This is a genomic window from Micromonospora olivasterospora (assembly GCF_007830265.1).
Lineage (GTDB): Bacteria > Actinomycetota > Actinomycetes > Mycobacteriales > Micromonosporaceae > Micromonospora > Micromonospora olivasterospora.
Map to the genome: position 1 here is coordinate 2,384,883 of NZ_VLKE01000001.1, position 19,937 is coordinate 2,404,819.

The 19,937-nt window shown below is 67.9% G+C and carries 14 protein-coding genes and 1 pseudogene; 8 read left to right on the plus strand and 7 right to left on the minus strand.

Features of this window, described 5'->3' with window-relative positions:
- Window positions 1-53: 53 nt before the first annotated feature.
- Window positions 54-1,163, minus strand: a complete 1,110-nt coding sequence (locus tag JD77_RS31995) for an ImmA/IrrE family metallo-endopeptidase (RefSeq protein WP_170286422.1) — start codon at window positions 1,161-1,163, stop codon at window positions 54-56.
- Complete coding sequence (locus JD77_RS32000) at window positions 1,160-1,858, minus strand: hypothetical protein (RefSeq protein ID WP_170286423.1); 699 nt, start codon at window positions 1,856-1,858, stop codon at window positions 1,160-1,162. Before JD77_RS32000 ends, JD77_RS31995 begins: the two co-directional genes overlap by 4 nt.
- Window positions 1,859-2,182: 324 nt before the next feature.
- Here JD77_RS32000 and JD77_RS10890 point away from each other — a divergent pair, with 324 nt between their 5' ends.
- The 7 genes and pseudogenes from JD77_RS10890 to JD77_RS34695 all read left to right on the plus strand — a co-directional run bounded on the left by JD77_RS10890 (window position 2,183) and on the right by JD77_RS34695 (window position 12,611).
- Window positions 2,183-3,304 carry a DNA cytosine methyltransferase gene (locus JD77_RS10890; protein WP_246140616.1) on the plus strand — a complete coding sequence of 374 codons (1,122 nt, stop codon included), beginning with the start codon at window positions 2,183-2,185 and terminating at the stop codon, window positions 3,302-3,304.
- Complete coding sequence (locus JD77_RS10895) at window positions 3,301-5,175, plus strand: P-loop NTPase family protein (RefSeq protein ID WP_145774152.1); 1,875 nt, start codon at window positions 3,301-3,303, stop codon at window positions 5,173-5,175. The genes JD77_RS10890 and JD77_RS10895 overlap by 4 nt, the downstream gene beginning before the upstream one ends.
- Window positions 5,175-6,722, plus strand: coding sequence for a BAR domain-containing protein (locus tag JD77_RS10900; protein ID WP_145774153.1), 1,548 nt, complete (start codon window positions 5,175-5,177; stop codon window positions 6,720-6,722). The genes JD77_RS10895 and JD77_RS10900 overlap by 1 nt, the downstream gene beginning before the upstream one ends.
- A gap of 41 nt (window positions 6,723-6,763) precedes the next feature.
- Window positions 6,764-11,602, plus strand: coding sequence for a helicase HerA-like domain-containing protein (locus JD77_RS10905; protein ID WP_246140617.1), 4,839 nt, complete (start codon window positions 6,764-6,766; stop codon window positions 11,600-11,602).
- Window positions 11,599-12,135 (plus strand): very short patch repair endonuclease, encoded by a 537-nt coding sequence (locus JD77_RS10910; protein WP_145774155.1) that lies wholly within the window; start codon window positions 11,599-11,601, stop codon window positions 12,133-12,135. Before JD77_RS10905 ends, JD77_RS10910 begins: the two co-directional genes overlap by 4 nt.
- A gap of 64 nt (window positions 12,136-12,199) precedes the next feature.
- Window positions 12,200-12,385 (plus strand): annotated as a pseudogene (locus JD77_RS10915) (IS256 family transposase); the annotation flags it as partial.
- Window positions 12,386-12,488: 103 nt separating this feature from the next.
- Window positions 12,489-12,611 (plus strand): hypothetical protein, encoded by a 123-nt coding sequence (locus JD77_RS34695; RefSeq protein ID WP_281292094.1) that lies wholly within the window; start codon window positions 12,489-12,491, stop codon window positions 12,609-12,611.
- A 313-nt stretch (window positions 12,612-12,924) separates the two neighbouring features.
- Here the strand turns inward: JD77_RS34695 and JD77_RS10920 are convergent, their stop codons facing one another.
- Both JD77_RS10920 and JD77_RS10925 read right to left on the minus strand, forming a co-directional pair.
- Window positions 12,925-15,492: a type I restriction endonuclease subunit R gene (locus tag JD77_RS10920; RefSeq protein WP_246140619.1), complete on the minus strand. Its 2,568-nt coding sequence runs from the start codon at window positions 15,490-15,492 to the stop codon at window positions 12,925-12,927.
- A 10-nt stretch (window positions 15,493-15,502) separates the two neighbouring features.
- Window positions 15,503-16,558 carry a type I restriction-modification system subunit M gene (locus JD77_RS10925; RefSeq protein WP_246140620.1) on the minus strand — a complete coding sequence of 352 codons (1,056 nt, stop codon included), beginning with the start codon at window positions 16,556-16,558 and terminating at the stop codon, window positions 15,503-15,505.
- Between the two features lie 305 nt (window positions 16,559-16,863).
- Between JD77_RS10925 and JD77_RS10930 the strand changes: the two genes are divergently transcribed.
- Window positions 16,864-17,796, plus strand: a complete 933-nt coding sequence (locus JD77_RS10930; protein ID WP_145774156.1) for a hypothetical protein — start codon at window positions 16,864-16,866, stop codon at window positions 17,794-17,796.
- Window positions 17,797-17,965: 169 nt separating this feature from the next.
- Here JD77_RS10930 and JD77_RS10935 read toward each other — a convergent pair whose 3' ends face one another.
- From JD77_RS10935 to JD77_RS10945, 3 genes are read right to left on the minus strand one after another with little or no spacing between them, the layout of a single operon-like run.
- Complete coding sequence (locus tag JD77_RS10935; RefSeq protein ID WP_145774157.1) at window positions 17,966-18,382, minus strand: Imm1 family immunity protein; 417 nt, start codon at window positions 18,380-18,382, stop codon at window positions 17,966-17,968.
- The gene (locus JD77_RS10940; RefSeq protein ID WP_145774158.1) at window positions 18,379-18,861 is read right to left on the minus strand and encodes a DddA-like double-stranded DNA deaminase toxin; all 483 of its coding nucleotides are present in this window, start codon (window positions 18,859-18,861) and stop codon (window positions 18,379-18,381) included. The genes JD77_RS10935 and JD77_RS10940 overlap by 4 nt, the downstream gene beginning before the upstream one ends.
- Complete coding sequence (locus JD77_RS10945; protein WP_145774159.1) at window positions 18,858-19,385, minus strand: DUF6244 family protein; 528 nt, start codon at window positions 19,383-19,385, stop codon at window positions 18,858-18,860. Before JD77_RS10945 ends, JD77_RS10940 begins: the two co-directional genes overlap by 4 nt.
- Window positions 19,386-19,937 lie beyond the last annotated feature (552 nt).

Sequence of the window (19,937 nt, forward strand, 5' to 3'; positions counted from 1 at the left end):
CCAACGCAACAGCGCCAGCCCACGTGTGCGGGGAGGCACTTCGCGACCTCGAGCTACGCCTCGACTATGACTCGCGGAGCAGCTTCCGAGCCTGCGGACAGGACTACCTGGAGCAGGTCGGCTGACATGCCGGCCTGCCGCGCTACGGAGGTCAGAGTGTGCTGCTGTTCAGCGAGAACAGCAGCTGCCTTGCCTAAGAGTGAGGGCTGTTCGCGGGGGCCCAGTTCTGCGGGCTCCGGGTAGCCCCACTCGGCGAGCTTGTTCATGGCGCGCCGGTATGTGTAGTCGCTGTAGACGCCCATGGCGTGGCCTCGGTACACGAGCGCCTTGAGCGAGAGGCCCCAACGGCGTTTGGTCTTCCGGAGCTGCTCGAAGTCGAGTCGGGCGGGAAGCTCGTCTCGGAGCTGGCTGTCTGGCGCGAGGATCTGGGAGCCGAAGGCTGTCGCTTCCCGTTCGAGGATCTGGGAGCCGGGTTCGGCGTCGTGGTGCAGCAGCAGGTGAGCCAGCTCGTGGGCCGCGTCCATGCGGGAGCGAGCCTTGTCGTTCTTGCTCGGGTTGAGGAATACGAACGGTCGCGTTCCGTACCAGTGGGAGAAGGCGTCAACCTGTTCCGAGACGTCCGGCAGCGTGAGCACGACGACTCCGGTCGCCTCAAGCAGGCGGACCATGTGAGGCACAGGTTCGTCGCCCAGACCGAGGGCGTGGCGGGTGGCCACTGCTGCCGTTTCGAGGTCGCGGCTGCAGGCGTCCTCCGGGAGATCAATCGATGGCAGACGAAGTACCGGTAGCTCTAGGTGCTGTTCGATGGCGTCAACGACGCGCCACGCGATTTGACCGAATGCAAGGGCTTGATCCCGCTCAGCCTGCGTAGTGGTGCGCAGGCTGCGGAAGTGCGGGTGTCCTGCTGTGGCCGGGGCGGGTATGCCGGTGGCGAAGAACCGGACCGGGACGGCGAGGGCGAGGGCGAGGCGGGCCAGCGTCGCGGGTGCCGGGCGGGACTGCGCCAGCTCGTACTGGCTCACTGCAGCAGCAGTGACACCCACTTGGCGGGCCAACTCCTTCTTGCGGATCCGTCGCCACTGCCGCGCGAGCGTCAGCGCGTGCGGCTGAAATGCCGCTGCTGCCAGCGCCGGCGCTTCTGCCCGCTCGCGGGCGGCCGTCACGCGAGCGCTGACAGCGGGACGCCGTCGCCGCGTCGCTTCGGGCGGACCAGTATGTCGAGGTCCGGGATCGGCACTTCGCCGGGAAGTGCAGGGTCTGGGACGGTCGGGCCGTCGCCGGCCTGTGCAAGCACCGAGTGAGCCGGCTGGCCGAGCCAGAGCTGCACTTGGAACCAGGGCGATCCGCCGTCGCGGTTGTCGCGCGGCAGCCCGAGATATGCCAGCGCTTCGCCGGTGTCGATATCGCCGGCGTGCGCGATGCGCACGTGGCGCCTGCGGGGAACTACTCCGGTGAAAGCCTCGGGGAACTGCTCCTCGTCGTCGAGAGCAAGCTGGCCGCCTCGGCTGTTCTCCACGGCCCCGCCTAGCCGTGCTTCGCTGCCCTCCCAGCGGATCGACTCGACGCTCGCGCCGGCACCGCCCTGCAGGGAGTACAACCGCACGATGTAGCCGGCGCAGAGGATCTCCAACGAGTTGTCTTCGATCCGGGCGTCCACGCCCGGGAGCCCGGCGAACTGCGCGGCTCCCAGGTTCGTCAGGTTGCGCCAGACCGTGGTCCCGAAGCTCATGGCATCGTCGCCCAGGTCTGGCTCGTGCCGGTCCGCTGCCCTCCAGTACACCTGCCGGATTAGGTCTGCCAGGGGAGCGAGGACACCGTTCTTGCCGAGGGTCGCGACGGCTTCGCTCAGGTGGTCCACGGACGGAAACATAGCAGGTGCTCCAGTTGATGTTGCGGAAGTAAAGTCCGCGGCATGCCAAGCCGAGTCCGTCAGGGGCTCTCTGCGGCCCGTTCCTGGTCGCTGCACAGAGGACGGTCGCAGCGCGTAGACTGCGTGCGGGCCGGCCCGCCTTCTGTCGGAGGCTGCCGATATGGTGCACCCCATGCTCAGGAAGACCCCGCAATACGCGACCTCTATGTTCGTCGACAGATACCGATGGACTGCTGCAGGCAGTGGGCGCTCCGTTGGGTCGGGCGGCTGGCTCTGATGGCGCGGCCAACTGGTCGCTACGCTGCGGTTTCCATGTTCTCCGGCTGTGGCGGCATGGACCTCGGCGCCGAGCAAACCAAGCGCGTAGGCGTCGTCTGGGCCAATGACATCGAGCCATGGGCCGTGGAGACGTACAGGCGAAACCTGGGACGGCACATCGTTGCCGAGGATATTGCCGAGCTCGACGTGCCGGAGGTGCCCTGCGACATCCTGCTCGCCGGGCCGCCGTGCCAGGACTACTCCACGCTGTGGAACCACGATGGGCTGAAGACCGCGCGGGGCAACCTGTTCCGCCACGTCGCGCGTTTCCTGGACGGGCTGCGTCCTGCGGCGTTCGTGCTCGAGAACGTGCCTGGCTTGCTCTCCGCCAACCACGGGGCGGCGTGGACTCTCGTCAGGCACGCCCTGCGTTCGCCGTCGAGCTTCGTGAGTGGCCCAAGGAACGGGCCAGGGGTGCGGTACGACCTGTCTGCGCAGGTTATCGACATGGCGGACCTGGGCGTTCCGCAGCACCGAGAGCGCCTCATTGTCGTGGGGGTGCGCCGGGACCTCAAGGTCCGCCCGCCGATCATTCCGGACACGTATGCCGGGCGACACGTGACAGTCGCCGATGCGCTCGACAGAAGTCCGCTTCCCGACGACGCGCCGAACCACGAGCGCGGGCTCGACGGCCCCGAGGTAATCAAGAGGCTCGAGCTCATTCCACCAGGGGCGAACTACGGCGTCATCCCGGAAGGGCACCCGTCTGCGGTCAAGGGGCTGATCAGCCACGTTTACCGGCGGCTGGACCCGGACAAGCCGGCGTACACCATGATCGCGGGCGGCGGCGGGGGAACACACGGCTACCACCACGTCGAGCCGCGGCGGCTGAGCAACCGCGAGAAAGCGCGGCTGCAGGGTTTCCCCGACGACTTCGTCTTCGAACACGGGACTGTGCGCAACCGGGCGTCGGCGTACGCTCGCGTCCGCCGGCAGATCGGCAACGCGGTCCCGCCTCCGGCGGCCAGGGAGATCGTCGACGCGCTGACGCAAGTCCTGCTGTCGGCAGGCGTGCCGACGCGCAAGGCAGCCGAGCTGTCCGCAGCGCGCCGGCTGGCAAGCCGTACCACCCCCCATCGCGAGCGCCAAGCCGAGAGGAAGGCAGCCGGCCAGTGACAGACCCCCGAGACCTGCCGGACGAACTGCCCGTTGTCGCCGCCCTGAGGTCGCTGTCGGTTTTCAGCGCCGACCAGGCGGGTGCCTATCGTGAGCACTTCCAGCGCCTCGCCGAGGCGCTCGGTGCTGACGTGCCCACCCGCCTGGCGCAGCACGTTGCCGCGTGGGCCGAATCCGGGCAAGCTGGGGCCGTCGTGTTGACCGGCAACGCCGGCACGGGCAAAACTGCAGTGGCAGAGACGTACTGCCACGCTGTGGGTGGCGACCTTCCCGCAGGTGACGACCTGCATCAGGTCGCCGAGGGCCGCTGGGTGGTCAAGGACCTCTCAGGACTGCCGGACGACGCAGCGCGGCGCTCGACGCTCCAGGCGGTCCTCAACGGCCTGGAGACAGGATCGGACCAGTACCTGGTGTGCGCAAACGAGGGCGTCCTGCGCGACGCGCTCGACATCCTCGACCACGACGGCCTCGCCTCGGCCCTGGAGCAGGCGCTGCGCAGCGGGGCTGCCGAGGTCGGCAAGCTAGTGGTGGTCAACGTCAACCGCCAACGCCCGACAGCGCCCGGGCTGTGGGACGCCCTGCTGGACTTCCTCGTGCGCGAAGAGCTGTGGTCCGGCTGCGACGGCTGCCCGTTCGACCTCGGCATCTGCCCCATGCGCAGCAACGCCGACGCGCTGCGGAATCCGCGCGTGCGCGAGCAGCTGCGGACCCTGGTCCGCCTCGGCGCTGGCGAAGCCGTGCCGACGATCCGGGAGGTCTTGTCGGTGCTCGCCTGGGCGGTCGTCGGTGACCGGACTTGCAAGCACGTCAAGACAGCGGCGCGGGACATGGAAAGGGCCGCCTTCACCGCCACCGACGGTTACTTCACCCGAGTGGTGGGCGGAGGGCTCACTCTCGAAGCGATCGAGCGCTCACCGCTGATGTCGGGGATGCGCACCGCGCAGCTGGGGCACGTCAGCGACTTGGAAATCGACGGCTGGCTGCGGGACACCACCGGGTCACCCGACGAGGTTCGGCTGCTCGCCGGCGACCCTTCGCTGCTCGATGACGGGCCCGACGGCAGCCTCGCCCTGGCTGGGAGCCGCTCGCCGCTGGACAGGGTGCGGACGAAGCAAGGGACCATGACGTTCCACCACCTCGGTGAGCTCGTCAGTACCAGCGAAGACCCGACGAAGGTCGACGACGGGTTGGACGCGCTCGTGTCCGGAGACAGGGACAGCAACGCGCCCGCCCAGGTGCTGTGGCGCCAGCGCCTGTACTTCGAGGCGAGCCAGGCGTTGGGCAGCGCAGACGTCGCGTCGAGGCGGCTGCTGGGGTATCGCTACGTGGCAGACCTCGTCCGCTTGGCGCAGAAGGCCGCCCGCATCGAGGATGTCGTCCTCGAAATTTCAGAGCTGGTCCGTGGCCTCAACTTCCTCGTCACCGGGTTCTCCAGCCCGAACGAGGGGCTCGTCGTGCCGGACCCCGCGTGCCTGTTTGCCCGCGACCCCGGCTCCTTCCGGCCGGCGCGACCGTCGCTGGTGTACGGGCTCGTGCCGCTGGAGCGGCTGTCGGTGCGAGTCCCTGACCGCGGGCTCGTGGAGCGGCTGCTCGACGTCGACCACGTCGACGTCGAGCTTGCCATGAACGGTCGCGACGACCTGTCCTTGCGGATTCGGCCAAAAATGTACGAGGCCATCCGCGAGGCTGCCGACTTTCAGGGACCCGTCGGGCAGGGCGTCGCCGAGATGAACGACCTGCGCGGCTTCTACAGCCGCCTCGCCTCGGCGGAGGTCGCGGGCGATGCCATTCGAGTCGCCGACCCCGACTCCGACCCGCCGGCCCTGGTCAAGGTCAACTTGCCGTACTTCGCGACTTCCCGGAGGGCGTAGTGCTCCTCGACAACCGGAACCTCACCCCCGGGCGGGTCGCACAAGTCTTGTTCGGCTTGGACCCCGACCGGGACGAGCGGGCTCCGCAGCTGTGTGCGGAGACCCTGCTCACCCTCGCCCAGAACCGATACCGCGCCCCGGCCCGCACCGACGATCTTCGCAGCCCCAAGCGGCAGCGATTCGCGCTCCGCAGCTTGGCGCTCGCCACCAACTTCCTGGCGGGCAGGGAGGGCCGCGCGGGCGAGGACAACATGACGCCGCACCTGTACGGCAAGATCCTCGCCTCGGGTTCCGACGTCCGCAACAGCGCGAACCTTGCGCTGGCCCAGAGCGCCCTGCAGGGTCTCGTCGACCCCGACACGCAGCGGGGCCAGCCGGGGGCATGGCTGCTGCGGCCCTTCCACGAGTCGCTGCTCTGGTACGACGCGCGCAAGGCGCCGAGCCGCCCAGACTGGACGGTGCGCAAGGTATACATGCGCGGCAGCGGGATCACTCTCGCTCGGCTGCTCCTCGCCCCGACGGACCCGAAGGCGGCCGAGCAGGGCGCGTCTGCGGTCTCCGCCATACAAGCGGCTCTGACGGGGCCGAGCCCGCTGGCAGACATCAGCCGTCGTCTGGAGTCGGCACTGCAGACCGACGTGCCGTTCACCACCAAGACGCCGGACACCGAAGACGACGAGAAAGCCGCCTGGGAGCGGGGCGAGGACGAGCTGCTGCAGCCCCTCGCGTCCAGCCTGTGCCGCCACGCCGAGGGGGTGATGTGCCAGGGCGGCGCCAGCGGGCCGGCCAAGCTGTGGCAGCTGCGCACGATCCTCGCGCTGGACCTGGCGGTGCACGCCCTGCGGGTGGCCTGGGACACCACCTCGACACCCGAGGAAGACCGTTTCCTCCTGCTGAGCTTCGGCGGGGGACCGCGTGCGCAGGACCGGATCCGGCAGCGGTCGGAGGAGTCGTACCGTCGGGCCCGGATCCGGCTCAACGAGGCAACCATCTCCACAGTCGCCCGCATCATGCGCCAGCTGGTCGAGAGGAAGACGGTCGTGTGGGCCGACGAGTTCGAAAATCGGCGCAACAAGCTTGACGGGGAGAAGGGCCCGGACGGGCTGCTGCACCAGCTCACCAAGCTGACTGCCCGCAGCTCCGACGACGACTACCTGCGGCTGGCGCGCACGTCGGTGGAAAGCGCGAACTACGGACGGGCGGAAGACGGGTTCCGGGTCCTTCTGGAGTCGGTAGGGCTAGTCGCCGGCACCCGCTACCGCTACCTGACGGCTACCCCCGACCTGCTGGCTGCCCTCGTGGGCGCGCTGTCGAGCCGGATGCCCATGCCCAGCAACGAGTTCTTCGCAGCAGTGCGACAGGAGTGGGGACTGGTGATCAACCAAGAGTCAGCGGCGTCGACGAGCCTGCGCGGCCAGGTCGACGGCGCTGGCCTCGAACGCAACGCCCGCCGCGCTGAGAGACTGATGACCGAGGCAGGACTGGCTCTCAGCCTGTCCGATCGCACCACCGTGGTGGGCGAACGCGCGCAGAGGCGGCCCAAGTGAGTCAGAGGCTCGGCGGCGCCTTGGCCGCCCACATCAGAGGCATGAGGGGCACCTCGAAGTTCGTCCTCGTCGAGGGCGTCCCGACCAGCCTCGCTCTAGGTATGGCTACGGCTTGGACCGAGGAGCTCCCGCCGCTGGCCGTGGTTTCCGACTCGCCCCGCCGCTTCGGCATCCACGCGCTGACGGGCTCCGGAACGGGGCTGCGCAACCGTTACCCGCAGGGAATCGTGCTAGTCCTTTGCGAAGGGCTGCAGGTCCCGGACCGCAGCGGCCTTAACCTCTTCGAGAACGTGTCGCCCGGCGTGCTCCTGGAATCCCCCGAAGGTCTGGTCACGATAGCCCGCCAAGAACCGGCAGCAAGCCTCGACGGCCCGGTGCGAGCGGTGCGAGAAGCCATCACCCGCGTGGGCAGCGCCCACAAGCCGAGTGCCGCCCAAGTGGCGGCATACTTCGACCGGGTCGCCGCTGGCGAGGACCCGCTGAAGTGCCTGCCCTACCTGGGTGCCTTCGCTGACACCGCCACTGGCGACAGGGTCGACGCCGACCGGATCGGCGACAACCTCGCCCTGGCCGCCCGCCGCACCAGCGACGACGTCCTGCGGCCGACTGCCTACACCGAGATTCGGCGGCGCGCCGAGACGGTCCTGGGCCGGCGGCCCAGGCTGCGAAACGAGCCCTCGGAGGCTTCGGCCGCTGCAGCGGCGGTGATGACGATGCTGCAGTCTGGGAGCGAGCAACTGCTGCAGGAACTGGAGTTCGACGAGGCCCGCGAGATCCTCGAACAGCGCACTAAGGACCTCGCGGACGTCGCACTGCAGGCGCTGGTCGACTACCAGCGGCGGCACGAGGACGAGCGGATTTCGCTGCTGCCTTGGCCTAGGTACCACTCGCGCACTGAGGAACTGCGCCGCTCAGCCCAGCAACGAGACGCCGCGCGGGACCTGCTCGACCTCGACGAAGCCCAGGCACACGGCATCTTCGACAGGCAGACCAGGATCAAGCTCGAAAAGCTGCTGCGCGACAGGGCCATCAGCGGCAGCAACCCGTCTTGCCCCGAGAGCGCCCTGATCAGGGCGCTGCAGCAGCTCGGTGGGCCGTTAAAGCGCATCAGCCTCCTCAGCCCGAAGCCACCAGCAGAGAACGCGAAGGCGAACCGCAGCGGCGCGGTGCGGATCATCACCCTCGGCTGTGCACGGCTTCGGCTGGGCGGATTGATGCGCCGGCTCGAGAGCCGGGGGGTAGAGGTCGACGGCCTCCTCCTCCAGCCGGCTGACACCGACAAGACTATCGAGGCATCGTTCCACGACGCTGACCTCGCGTCGGGAGAGCTCGCCCTGTTGCAGCTGCGGCTCTATGCCTCTGACGGCACTACCGTCCAGGTCGACTGGCGGCCCGACCTCGACGACGCCGCGCTGCTGCGGGCCGCGCTGCTGTTCGCCGAGGAGACCGCCCTCACCTTGGCGACTTCAGAGGAACCGACCCTTTCGTCGTTCTGCAGCGACGAGGCACCGAGCGCGCAACCGGTATCGAGCGAGCTCAAGCCGCTCGCGCACGAGCTACGCGAGCTGGCACGGCTCTCGCTTCAGGAAGGGCTCAACCCCCAGCCCCTGCGAAGGTGGGCTGCCAGCTGGGCCACCGCCAGCAACGAACGGGCGCCCGGCGTTGAGGCCGAGTCGGCGGAGGCACTCTCGCTGGCGGGCGCGGTCGCAGGCCGGGCCCACTGTGTGGCCCTCACCGGCTTCGCGCCCCTGAAGGCCGAGTGGCTCGCCCAGTACCTCGACGCGCTGTGGTCTCTGCTTGACGCCGCCGCTGGAACGGCTGAGGACAAGCCTGTGGCCGCGACAGCCGCCGGCATCGCCCGCGCGACGGCCACGCACCACCCCGCACACGTCCGTGCCTGCCTGCGGGACAAAGCCATGCTGCCCACCAGCGAGGGCCGGCTGTGGAGCCTCTACGGCGGAACCAACACCCGCGACGAAAGCGGTTACGCCGGCGCAGCGCTCACCTCGGTCGTCGTCCGGCTGCTCACGCTGCAGCCCGAGGCCGCCGGTCATCTGCGCTGCCTCGCCTACGGCCCAGGTGCAGCGGACCTCCTCGTCTCGCAGGCGGTCAAGCTCATCGGCCGCAGGACCGGCCGCGGCACGGTCGCAAAGATCGAGGTGTTCTGCATCGGAGAAGAGCCCAGCGACCGGCCACACTGGCGGACGCTCGCGCGCGCTGACGAGGAACTGCGCGACAGCCGCGACGTGCTGGAGCTGCGCTACCTCGACAGCCTCGCCCGTGCCCGGGATGTCCTGCAGCAGCCCGGGTCCCCGAACCCGGCGGTGCACCTCGCGCTGGTAACCGGCATCAGCGACGGCGGCAACCGGCTCCAGATCGAGTTTCCCGAGGTACCAGCTCCGCGAGAGGACTCTGAGGTCCTCTTTGCTCCCAGAACCTCCCAGCGGCCAGGCAAGGAACGGCGCATGCTCCTGATGCCGCCCGCGACGACGCAGGCCGGCATAACCTGGCTGAAGCTGCAGGCAGCCGTGGACGAATCCTGGCCGGAAGAAGGCGAGAAGATCCCGGTCCCGGAGGTCCGCACCGGAGCCATGGACATCGCCGAGCAGCTGCGGAAGGTTCACGACCTCGCGCTCTGGGTGGCCACCCTCGACCGCTATGCCACCCGCGACAGTCTCGAGCAGGCCCTCGGTGCCGACCGCATCGCCATCCTGCACCAGGAGCGCCGCCTCGGTGGCGACAGCCCGCTGTCCCTGGTGCTGAGCCAGAAGTCGGGCGGCCCCGCCGACCGCGCCATCGGCCGCAGCCTCCGGGCGGCCAACATCGTCGCCGACCGAGACGTTGCCTTCAGCGTCGGAACAGACCTCCGCAAGGTCGCCAGCCAAGGCTACGGAATCCTGGCTCTCGAGGCCGCCACCAGCGGCACAGGCATCAACGAACTCGTCGGCCACGTCGTGGCCTTCTCGCTGCTCGCCCGCACCACCACGCCCTGGCCCCTGCCGCCCGGGTGCCGCGTCCTGCTCGTCAGCCTCGACGAGTACCGGCACTGGTTCCCCGGCCGCCGCGCGGACCTGCTCGCGATCGCACTCGACCCCTGCGAGGAAGGGGTCCACGTCGCGGCCATCGAGGTGAAGGCGAGGCGCAGCGACGAAGCCGACGCCGCTGCCGGCGCGCTCGACCAGCTCAACCAGACGCTCGCCGCCACGAGGTGGGCCGCCTACCCGGAGCCCGGCTCGATCCACAGCCGCCTGTGGCTCAACCGCATTGCGGAGGCCGCCTACTCGGTCGCCCGCGAGTCGCGCTTCAAGCTCGACGCGGGTGAACTGGCGGCGCTCGAAGCGTTCCGCACCGGCACCGGCACTCTCGAATGGGCGGGCGTGGGCCTGGTATTCGGTCCAAACGTGGAAGTGTCCGACAAGTACTACCCGAGGGAGGTGGCCAGCGACATCGTCCCAGTAGTGCTGCACAACATCAAACTCACCGAGGAACTGCTGCTCGAAGCCGCCCGGGTGCGTATCACGGACTTGAGGACCGTCGAGGCCGAGCGCCCGCCTCTCAAAGGCGGACGCACGCGACGCAGGCCCGAGGCCAAGCCCGCAGAGCAGGCGCAGCCAGCAACCGCCGCTAGCCCGGACGACGAACCGCCCCAGCCTGCCCGATCTGCGCCAGGCGAGACAGCGGCTGCCGTCGCGAGCGGCCAACCTACTGGCCCAGAGCAAACCAGCACTGCCGAGCCGGCCCTAGCCGAGGAACCCCACAAGCAGTCGCAGCCTGCAGCAGCTGCCGCAGAACCAGCTGCGTTCCGTGCCCCGATCCTGGGCTGGGACGCCACCACCGGCGAGGAAGTGCGCTGGCATCCGGCCGGCCCGGAGCAGGGTGTCCTGCAGAACGGCCACATGGAAGTCTGGGGCAGCTCGGGAATGGGCAAGACGCAGTTCACGATGAGCCTGCTCGCACAGCTCGCCCACCACAGCGGAAGCAAGTTCGGCATCGCCGACTTCAAGAACGACTATAGCGACGAGACCGGCTTCCCCCATCTGGCCGGCGCGACGTTCCTCGACCTCTGGAACGACGGCGCCCCGTACAACCCCCTCGCGCTCGACGACTTCACCGACCGCTCGGTCGACACCGCCGTCATCGAGCTGCGAGACACCGTCGAAGTCGCCACCAAATCGTTCACCCGGATCGGCGTCAGGCAGCGCGGCAAGCTGGAGAAGGCGTTGCGAAGCGCCTATGCGACCGGCCGAAAGGAGGGCCGCTGGCCGACACTCCGGCTGCTAGACGACGAGCTCGACGACGACCTGAAGGGGGTCATCGGCGACCTCACCCGCAACGAACTGTTCCGCGAGGGCCCCCCGCTCGGCGAGGTCATCGACCAGAACGTCGTCTTCGGGCTGAGCCGCATCCCAGGCAACGGTCAGACGACTGTCCTGGCCGCCGGGTTCATCCTCTCGGCCCTGCTCCTGCGAGTGCAGTCGCTGCCGCCCGTGCCAAACTCCGTCCGCTATATCGCGGTGGTGGACGAAGCCCACCGGGTCGCCGCCTTCAAGGCCGTCGATACCATGATCCGGGAAGGCCGTTCGAAGGGGCTAGGCGTCGTGCTCGCCACTCAGCAGCCCGGAGACCTGCCCGATGTGGTCGCCACCAACGCCCAGACCAAGGTGTGCTTCCGCCTGCCAGACGCCACCGTCGCAGCCTCAGCAGCCCGCAAGCTCAACCCGAACGACACGCGGCTAGCCGAACAGATCCGCACACTGGGCAAAGGCGAGGCCCTGGTCAGCTTCGGCGGAACCAAGCCGCGCCTGCTGCGCATGGCACAGGCATACCGCGACCGCCGCGATCTTGAACTCCCCGACGAGGACGCCACAACCACGCGATGAAACCGCGCCAAGGGCGTCCTGTCACCGCACGTCGAACACCGCGCAGCGACACGTCCGCGTACTCCTGGGCAAGCACCCCAGAAGTACGCGGACGGATGCAACGGCAGCAGACCCGCGACACTCAACCCGAACTCGCAATACGACGACTGCTACACGCGACCGGACTGCGGTACCGGGTCGATGCCGCCCCTGTGCCGGCGCTCCGTCGCCGAGCTGACATCGTCTTTGGCCCAGCCCGTGTCGCCGTCTTCGTCGACGGGTGCTTCTGGCACGGGTGCCCGCACCACGGCAGCAGAAACACAAAGGCCAACACCGCCTACTGGTCCGACAAGATAGCGCGCAACCGGGCACGCGACGCTTCCACCGACGAGCTACTGACGAACGATGGTTGGCTCGCCATCCGCGTATGGGAACATGAAGACCCGCAAGAGGCAGCAGAAGAGCAATGCTCGAAACCTGTGGATGAGCGCCGTGGGGGCGTACTCTTCCGGCGAGTTCCACGTCCAAGGAATCGAGTAGAGCCCGCGCGCTAACGCGGGTCGGGAAGGTACGCCCGTGCTTACCGTAGTCAACCCGGAAGAGCCCACGCCATCGGCGGTGCCGCAACTGGCCGCGCCCGGCGGGTCGTTGATCGACGAGATCGTGCGTGATGGTGCGCGACGGATGCTGGCCGCGGCGTTGGAGGCCGAGGTCGCCGCGTACATCGCCGCGCACGCCGACGAGCTCGACGCCGACGGCCGCAGGATGGTGGTACGCAACGGCCACGCCCGGCCGCGTCGTGTACCTGGGCGATAACGTCCGCGTTCTTGAGTGGTCCGTTGCAGACTGCAGCCCACGTGCAGGTGGCATCGGTCGAGCGGCGGGTGGCCGACCCGACGGATACCGCGTGAAAGAAGCGGACGAGCGCCTCGGCGACGTGGTGCCGGAGAGCAAGTGCGTCGAGCGCACGCTGCCGTTCCCGGTCACGTCGACCAACCCGCATAACGCCCGATATGTCGCGGATCCCTAGGGCGGCGGCGAAGCCGGACTCGAGGTCTGACGTGGAATCGAGGGTGTCTGGCTGGGGTACCTCGAGGAGCGAGGCAATGCGGGAAACGAAGAATGCGAACGGTCGTGACGTGAAGAAGTCGTCGTCCAAGGCGCGTGCCTGCTCGACAGTGAGGTGCGGCCCCTGAGGCTTAGTGAACATGTACCGAGTGTCACCTCAACCCGCCAGGAGGTACAGCGATTACCAGCGATCGAGGAAGTGTGCCTAAAAGTCGATCTGCCGCGCCACGAAGTGATCTGCCGCGACTACTCGGCCGAGCAACACCATGCATTCGTCAGTCAACGAGGTAGTGGGCTTCGATGTAGGCGACGGTGGAGTCATACGGCTCTCCCACCGGCTTCAACATGTACCGGCGGAAGACCGCGGCGGTGGCGCGGCGGACACCTCGGTTGCGGGCTTCTGCGTTGTCCCATGATTGGGCGAGGGTTCGGGTGACGACCTGATCGATCTCCTCGGCCAGGTTCCGCTCGGTGACGGTGAGGCCGGGCGGTGCGTGGTCGTGGATGATCCGCGACAGGACGCCCACGTGGTCGTCGTCGAGCACGACGATGGCTTCGTCGGGGTGCTTTTCGGCGTTCACGATGGCGCGGGCGATCCGGAGTGCTTCGGACAGGAAGTCCAGGGCGTCCTGGGCGTTCTGAATGATCCGGTCCCGCAGCAGCCTGATCCGTTCTGCGAGGGCGGTGTACTTCGCGGACCCTGGGTCGACGCCCTTCTCGAGGGCGGCCTTGATGCGGTCCAGGATCTCCGCCGCGGACGGCGGCGCCTTGTCCTCGCCGTCGTCCTTGTCGGGATTGGGGCGGACGAGGGTCATCAGCTCTTTGAGGATTGCGATGCCCTGGGCGTCCAGGACGAGGGGCTCTTCCTGGGAGGTGACGACGGTGAAGGAGTGGACGTGGGCGTTGATGATCTCAAGGACCATCGGTCCCAGCTCGGCCAGCCGTTCCTTCCTCTCCTCGTCGGAGGACTTCTTGAACAGGGTGGTGTACACGGACCCGAACAGCCCGAACCCGTCCCGGTACTTGGCGATCCGCTTGTCGGTGTTGATGAGCGGGTACAGGCGGGCCAGGAGCCGGTAGTCCTTGGCGAACACCTCGGCGGCGCCGGGGTTGGCGTCCAGGAAGACGTTGATGGCCCGCACGGACTCGTATCCGTGGACCGTGAGGTCCAGGTCGTCCACGTCCGCGAGGAGGTCTTCGATGCGGGCGAAGGTGGTGCGGAACTCGGCGACCAGCTCGGACGGGTCGGTGACGAACCCGCCGCCCTTCTTGCCTGCCCCCTCCGAGGTGGGGTCGACGACGGCCCGCTGGACCTCTTCGGCCAGGCCGATGTAGTCCACGACCACGCCGGAGGTCTTCACGAATCCGGTCGGGGACACCCAGGTGCGGTTCGGGCGGGTGATCGTCTGGAACAGGGTGTGGGCCTTCAGTGGCTTGTCCAGGTAGAGAACGCCCTCGTTGGGGGCGTCGAACCCCACCATCAGTTTCGCGGTTACCACCAGGAAGCACAGCGGGTCGTCCGGGGTGAGGAACCGCCGCTTCTGCTCCTCCTCCTCGTTCTCCGAGAGCTGGAACGGCCGCATGGCGGGGTCTTCGTCCTTCGAGTTCGAGACGGAGATGTTCACCTCGGCGGTGATCCGGTCGTGCTTCCCGACCTCGGCGAGTACCTGTGACGCTTCGAAGCCGGCCAGCAGCTCGTTAATCTTGTCCGTGTATGCCACGGCCAGCTCGCGGTTGTAGGCGACGACCTGGGCTTTGAGGCCGTTGCGGTAGGCGCCGGCCAGGTAGTGGTCCACGATGTCTTGGCAGACCGTGTGGATGCGGTCGGGGTTGGCGAACACCGAGGTGAGGCGTCCGAACTTGCGGGACAGGGTTTCACGATCGGGGTCGTCGAGGTCGAAGTCGTCGGCGAACTGGTCGAACTCGGCCTGCAACTCCTGGTCGTTCATTTCGAAGGAGACCGGGTGCGGGTCCAGCATGACTGGGACGGTTGCCTCGTCCCGCAGAGACCGGGACACCGAGTATCGGTGCAGCACCCTGCCCGGGTCGGTCTCCTCGCCGAAGAGGGCAAAGGTGTCGGTGGCGAGGTTCCTGATGGGGGTGCCGGTCATGCCGAAGAACTTCGCGTGCGGCAGTGCTGTGCGCATTTGCCCGGCCAGGGACTTTGACTTGTCGGACTGGGTGCGGTGTGCCTCGTCGACCAGCACGATGATGTTGTCCCGGGTCGACAGGTTCTTGCCGGCGTCGGCGAACTTGTGGACGGTCGTGGAGATGACGCCGCGTACGTCGTTGGCCAGCAGGGAACGCAACTCCTGGCTGGTGGCGGGTTGATGGAAGTAGGCGTCTCCCATGGCGGAGGTGAACACGCCGGAGGTCTGGCGGACGAGCTGGGTTCGGTCCGAGAGCAGGATGATCGTGGGTGACTCGGTGCGGGTGTCGGCCAGCAGCAGTGAGGCGGCGAACACCATCAGCAGGGTCTTCCCGCTGCCTTGGTGGTGCCAGATCAGGCCCCTCTGGCCGCCGGTTAGGACGCGTTCGTGAATGAGGTGGGCGGCTTCCCTTTGGGGGTAGCGGGGCAGGTACTTCTTGTCCACCCCGCCTCCAGAGGTGTCGAAGAGGGCGAAGTTGGCGAGCATGTCCAGGACGGTTGCCGGGTTGAGCAGCAGCTGCACGGATCGCTGCACGTCGGCCTGGCCGGACAGGTTCTCGTCGTCGCCGGTGGACCGGAACGGCTGCCACAGGTTCAGGGGCGCGCCAACGGCGCCGAATCGCAGCTTTAGCCCGTCGGAGGCGACCGCGAAGACGTTGGGGGTGAAGAACCACGGGTACTCGTTGGCGTACACGTCGTTGATCTCAGAGGACGCCGTTAGGCAGGACGACGCCAGCGCGCCCCTTCTTCGGGTCCATGCTGGCGATCATGTGCTGCACGAACGCCCAGTCCGCCGACGACTGCGGAGCGACACCGCCGATGGCGCGAGGGTCCTTGGTCCAGGGCTTCCACTTCAGGCTGTAGGGCGGGTTGGCGACGATCACGTCGAATTGCGCGAGCGACCCGTCCGGCTTTTTGAAGCGCGGGTCCTTCAGGGTGTCGCCGACCTCGACCTGGAACTGGGTGAGGTTGTGCATGAAGAGGTTCATGCGTGCCACACCCGCGGTGTCCGCTACGGCCTCCTGCCCGTACAGGCGGAGCGTGTAGCCACGCCCGCCGTGGGCCTTCAGGAGGTTCGCGGAGGCGATGAGCATGCCGCCCGACCCGCAGGTCGGGTCGTACACCGACTCGAAGCTCTTGGGGGCTAGAACTTCGACGATTAGCTCGACGACCTCGCGCGGGGTGAAGAACTGACCGGCGCGGGTGCCGGACCCGTCAGAGAACCGCTTCAGCAGGTACTCGTACGCCCCACCGAGCACGTCGTGGGACATGTTGCCCTCGTGCATCTTTGGGGTGCGGTCCATCGCCTGCATGACCGCCGCCAACACTTCCCCCGACAGCACCTCTTCAGAGGTCCAGGTCATGGACCCGAACAGGCGGGAGAACTTGTCAGGGTTGGCTGTCTCGATGGCTTGCAGGGAGGCACGGACCCGCTGGCCGAGGCCGGGCTGGGTGATGGTAGCGAGAATGGACGACCAGGAGGCACGACGCTGCTGGACGGTGCCGGGATGGATGAACGGGATCTCGAACGACTGGTAGTCGCGGTACTCGATCTCGTGGGCTTCCTCGGCGGAGAGGCCGCCCAGGCCCTCGTTGTCGGCCAGGAACTCCTGGTGGCGGTGCTCCCAGGTATCCGACAGGTACTTCCAGAACATCAGCGGGAAGACGACCGAGGAGTATTGCGCTTCAGGCATCGCCACGCGCAGCTCGTCGGCGGCGTCCCACAACCGGTTCTCGATCTCCTGCTGGGTCACTGCCATCAGTCGTGGTGTCCTTGCTCGTCAAAGGGTGGCGACCCGAAGGCCGAAGTGTTCCTGCTGGCCAGCCTATTTCGGGCGTGCCCGACATGTACACGCCGGGCGTGTCCTGCCGGGTGAACACACGCGGCGCATTTTATCCCCGTGCGGACGACTCACCAACGAGGCACCGAGCATCCGCCATCGCAGCAGGCGACCACTACCCCGCTGCCAAGATCTCGCTCAAGGCACCGGGAGCGGCACCGGGAACCGCGATGGCTCGTGTCCGATAGAGGCGGTTGGATCCGGGGCGTACTATCCTCCGTCGCATGGCCCAGCAACCCCGCCGAGTCAAGGTAAGCGCCGATGTGATCGTCGAGGTCACAGACGAGGCAGCCCTCGAAAGGGCGGTCCTGGACGACGTAGATGCCAGCGAATTCTCCGTTGAGCCGGGACAGAGCCTCGCGGACGTTCGCGCCGAGGTCCGGCGCGACATTCAGGGTGATCTGGCCGCTGCCGTCGAGTGGATCGCCGACCCCGCCGGCATCATTCTCGACAGGCCCGGCGTGCAGGTCGCCGTTTCGACCCAGACCGCCGTCGAGGTTGACAAGTCCGGCTTCGAACTCGACACGAAGCCGGACTTCGCCAAGCTCTTCCCGCTGTGCCACTGCGGGCGGGATAGTTGTGACGCCTGCTCTGGGTTCCAGCTGACACCGCGGACCGCAGCGGTGCTTTGGACAGTCGCGCAGATCCTCGCCGACCACGGCTACGACGATGTGCAACTGCACGGTGATGAGCCGATTACCGACGGAGGCGAGTGGAGGGTCTTCGGGGATTACCCGCGGATCACGTGGCGGCAGGATGCGGTGTGGCGCAGGCAGGCCGCTCGGGCGTTCGACGACCTGGCCGAGGATCTCGAAGCTGGCAGAGAGCCTCAGCCCACGTGTCCGGGCGAGGAGATGGCCTTCCACCTGATGCTTCAGGCCGCGCAGGCGGCACTTGCCGACGGGTGGGGGCCGTCGGGCGATCTGCTGGCGCGGCTGCCGGAGCACGCGGACGACTACGACTGGGACATGGTCTCCGAGGTGCTTCTGCAGGACGACGACATTCTGCACCTGTTCGACGTGCACCTGGATGGCATCGAGGATCCGGAAACGGAGCAAAACCGGTATATGGGAATCGGTGACTACCGGCCTGATGCGTGGTTCCGCCCCTTCTTGAACGTGACGCCGCGGGACGGCCGCCGCGCCTTTCGAAGGTGAGCGGATGCGGGCCGTCGCGTAACGCCCGACAAAGCAAGGTCGGACTTGGTAGCGACCGGTGCGGCACATATGTATTCAACGGGTCGTGGTCGATGTGGCGGCCAGGGGACGTTTCCCTGCCGGATGTGAAGGCCTCGCCGTTGAGCAGGCCAACGTCGGGCGGGTGCTGTTACTCCGCAACAGTGGGCACATGAGGCGCCTCGCCTCCTGTCTTGAGATAGGTGGCTGCGATCTGTATGGCCGTTTCGGGCCGGATCCGCAGGTGCTCGGCGGGGTACTCGGTGGGTACGCCGCCGAGGTCGAAGCTGAGGCCCCCGCTCGGGGACTGGACTGTTGGATCGGTGAGGTAGCCGCCGTCGTCGGCGATGTGTACCGCGAAGGCGTGAGTGGGGTGGCCGAGCCCGATCTGCAGGCCTGGTGGCAGCTCATCAGGGTCGTCGGTCGTGTCGCTGAAGATGGTGATTGCGACGGGCTCGGCAGCCTCGTGGATCTCGTGGAGGAGTGCCTCTAGGGCGGCGGGGTCGGTCAGGTCGGCCTCGTGGTTGTCGCGGTGGTCGCCTCGGTCGTATGCCCACGTCACCTTCATGCGATTGCCTTTCCGTTGCCTGTGTAGGTACGCCAGAGACGTACCTGCCCGTCATCGTCGCGTACGTACACGGTCAGCTGCGCGCCGGCCGGTAGCAGCCGGGAGAGGATCTTCTCGCAGCCGTAGGGCTCGTAGTCGCACGGCGGGTTGTTGGTCAGCACGACCGCGTGCATGACCTGGTCGCGGCGCATCCGGGCGGCGAGCTTGGCCTCGAGGTGGTCGGTCGTGGTGGCGATGAGCTTGTAGGCCGGCTTGAGGTCAGCGGCGGCGTCCGGGTCGCGGCCAGATCTCATTGGTATCCGCTCGCCGTTGATCAACGCCACGCCGGACGTGGGGTCCTTCGCTCGTCGTCGAGGCAGGTCGCGGGCGGCGTCCGCCAGCCAACTGGGGAGCTGCTCCGATGCGGCCGGTTCTTGGTTTGGGCTCGCGGTGGTGTCGCGCGTGGTGGGCGGTCGGCTGACGCCGCCGCCCGTGGTCAATTTCCCAGCTCACCGACCTGCCGGGCCTGCGCCAGCGCCGCCTCTACATGCTGCCGTGCCTCGCCTCCCCGTGTCCTGATGGTCGCGAGGCTCTGGCCGAGTTGCTGCAGGCGGGCCAGTGTTGGGCCCGGCTGGCCTCCCTGCAGCGTCGCTGCGACGAGCCGCCGGGCTTCCTCGATCCCGCCTGCCGCCGCCGAAAGTCCGCCATCGGCGGAGGAGAGGGCGGCCAGCAGTGGCGTGAGCGCGCTGATGATTTCCTGGGGTGACGGCTGCTGCGGCACCGCGGCGACCGAGCGTGACGCCTCGCCCAGGACTCCGCCGGCCGTCGTCAGCCGGGTGCGGACCTGCCCGACCAGCTCGCGTACCCCAGCCAGCCCCACCACGATGCCCGCGAAGCCCGCCGCGACAGCCCGGCCGGCGATCTGCTCGACGGCGTCGTCGACCCTGGCAGCTTCCTGCTGCGCCGCGCCCACACCCGCGGCCATCGCCTGCAGATCACCACGGATGCTGTCGGTCAGCAGCACGGACCCATCCCTCACTCTGGCGGCTCTTACACCTCACGAACGGTGACAGCCTAAAGATCGCGCTCGATCCGGCACAACCGGCCGAGGCCCGCAGGAACGAGCCGCTCCTGGACGACGCTGTCTGCGCCGAGCCGACGTCCCCGTGGTGCCGGAGCCGACACACCAACAGCACCTGTCGGAGCCCGGCCAACCAACGGGTCTCGGCCACCGCCGGCCAGCATCCGCTTCAAGCCAAGAAAGCAGCCCAGCTCACCCAATCGGGCACGTCCAGGCCGCCCACTCGACCTGTTGCCGGCGAACCGACGCACCCATACAGTTACGGATCACCGGCCAGAGCGGCTCCCCCCGTGGTCGCTCTGACCGGCCTGGTCGGGCACCGGGCAAAAGCGCAGCAGCACCTGGCCGCGTAGCTCAGGATTGGTCCGCGTGGAACCAGACCAGGCGGTTCTTCTCCGAAGACGCCTCTGCTCGGACGCTTCGCCCGTTCACTCAATCGATCCCGCACGGAACACCATCCATTGGGCACAGTCGTGCTTGGAGGGCCAAGTTCAG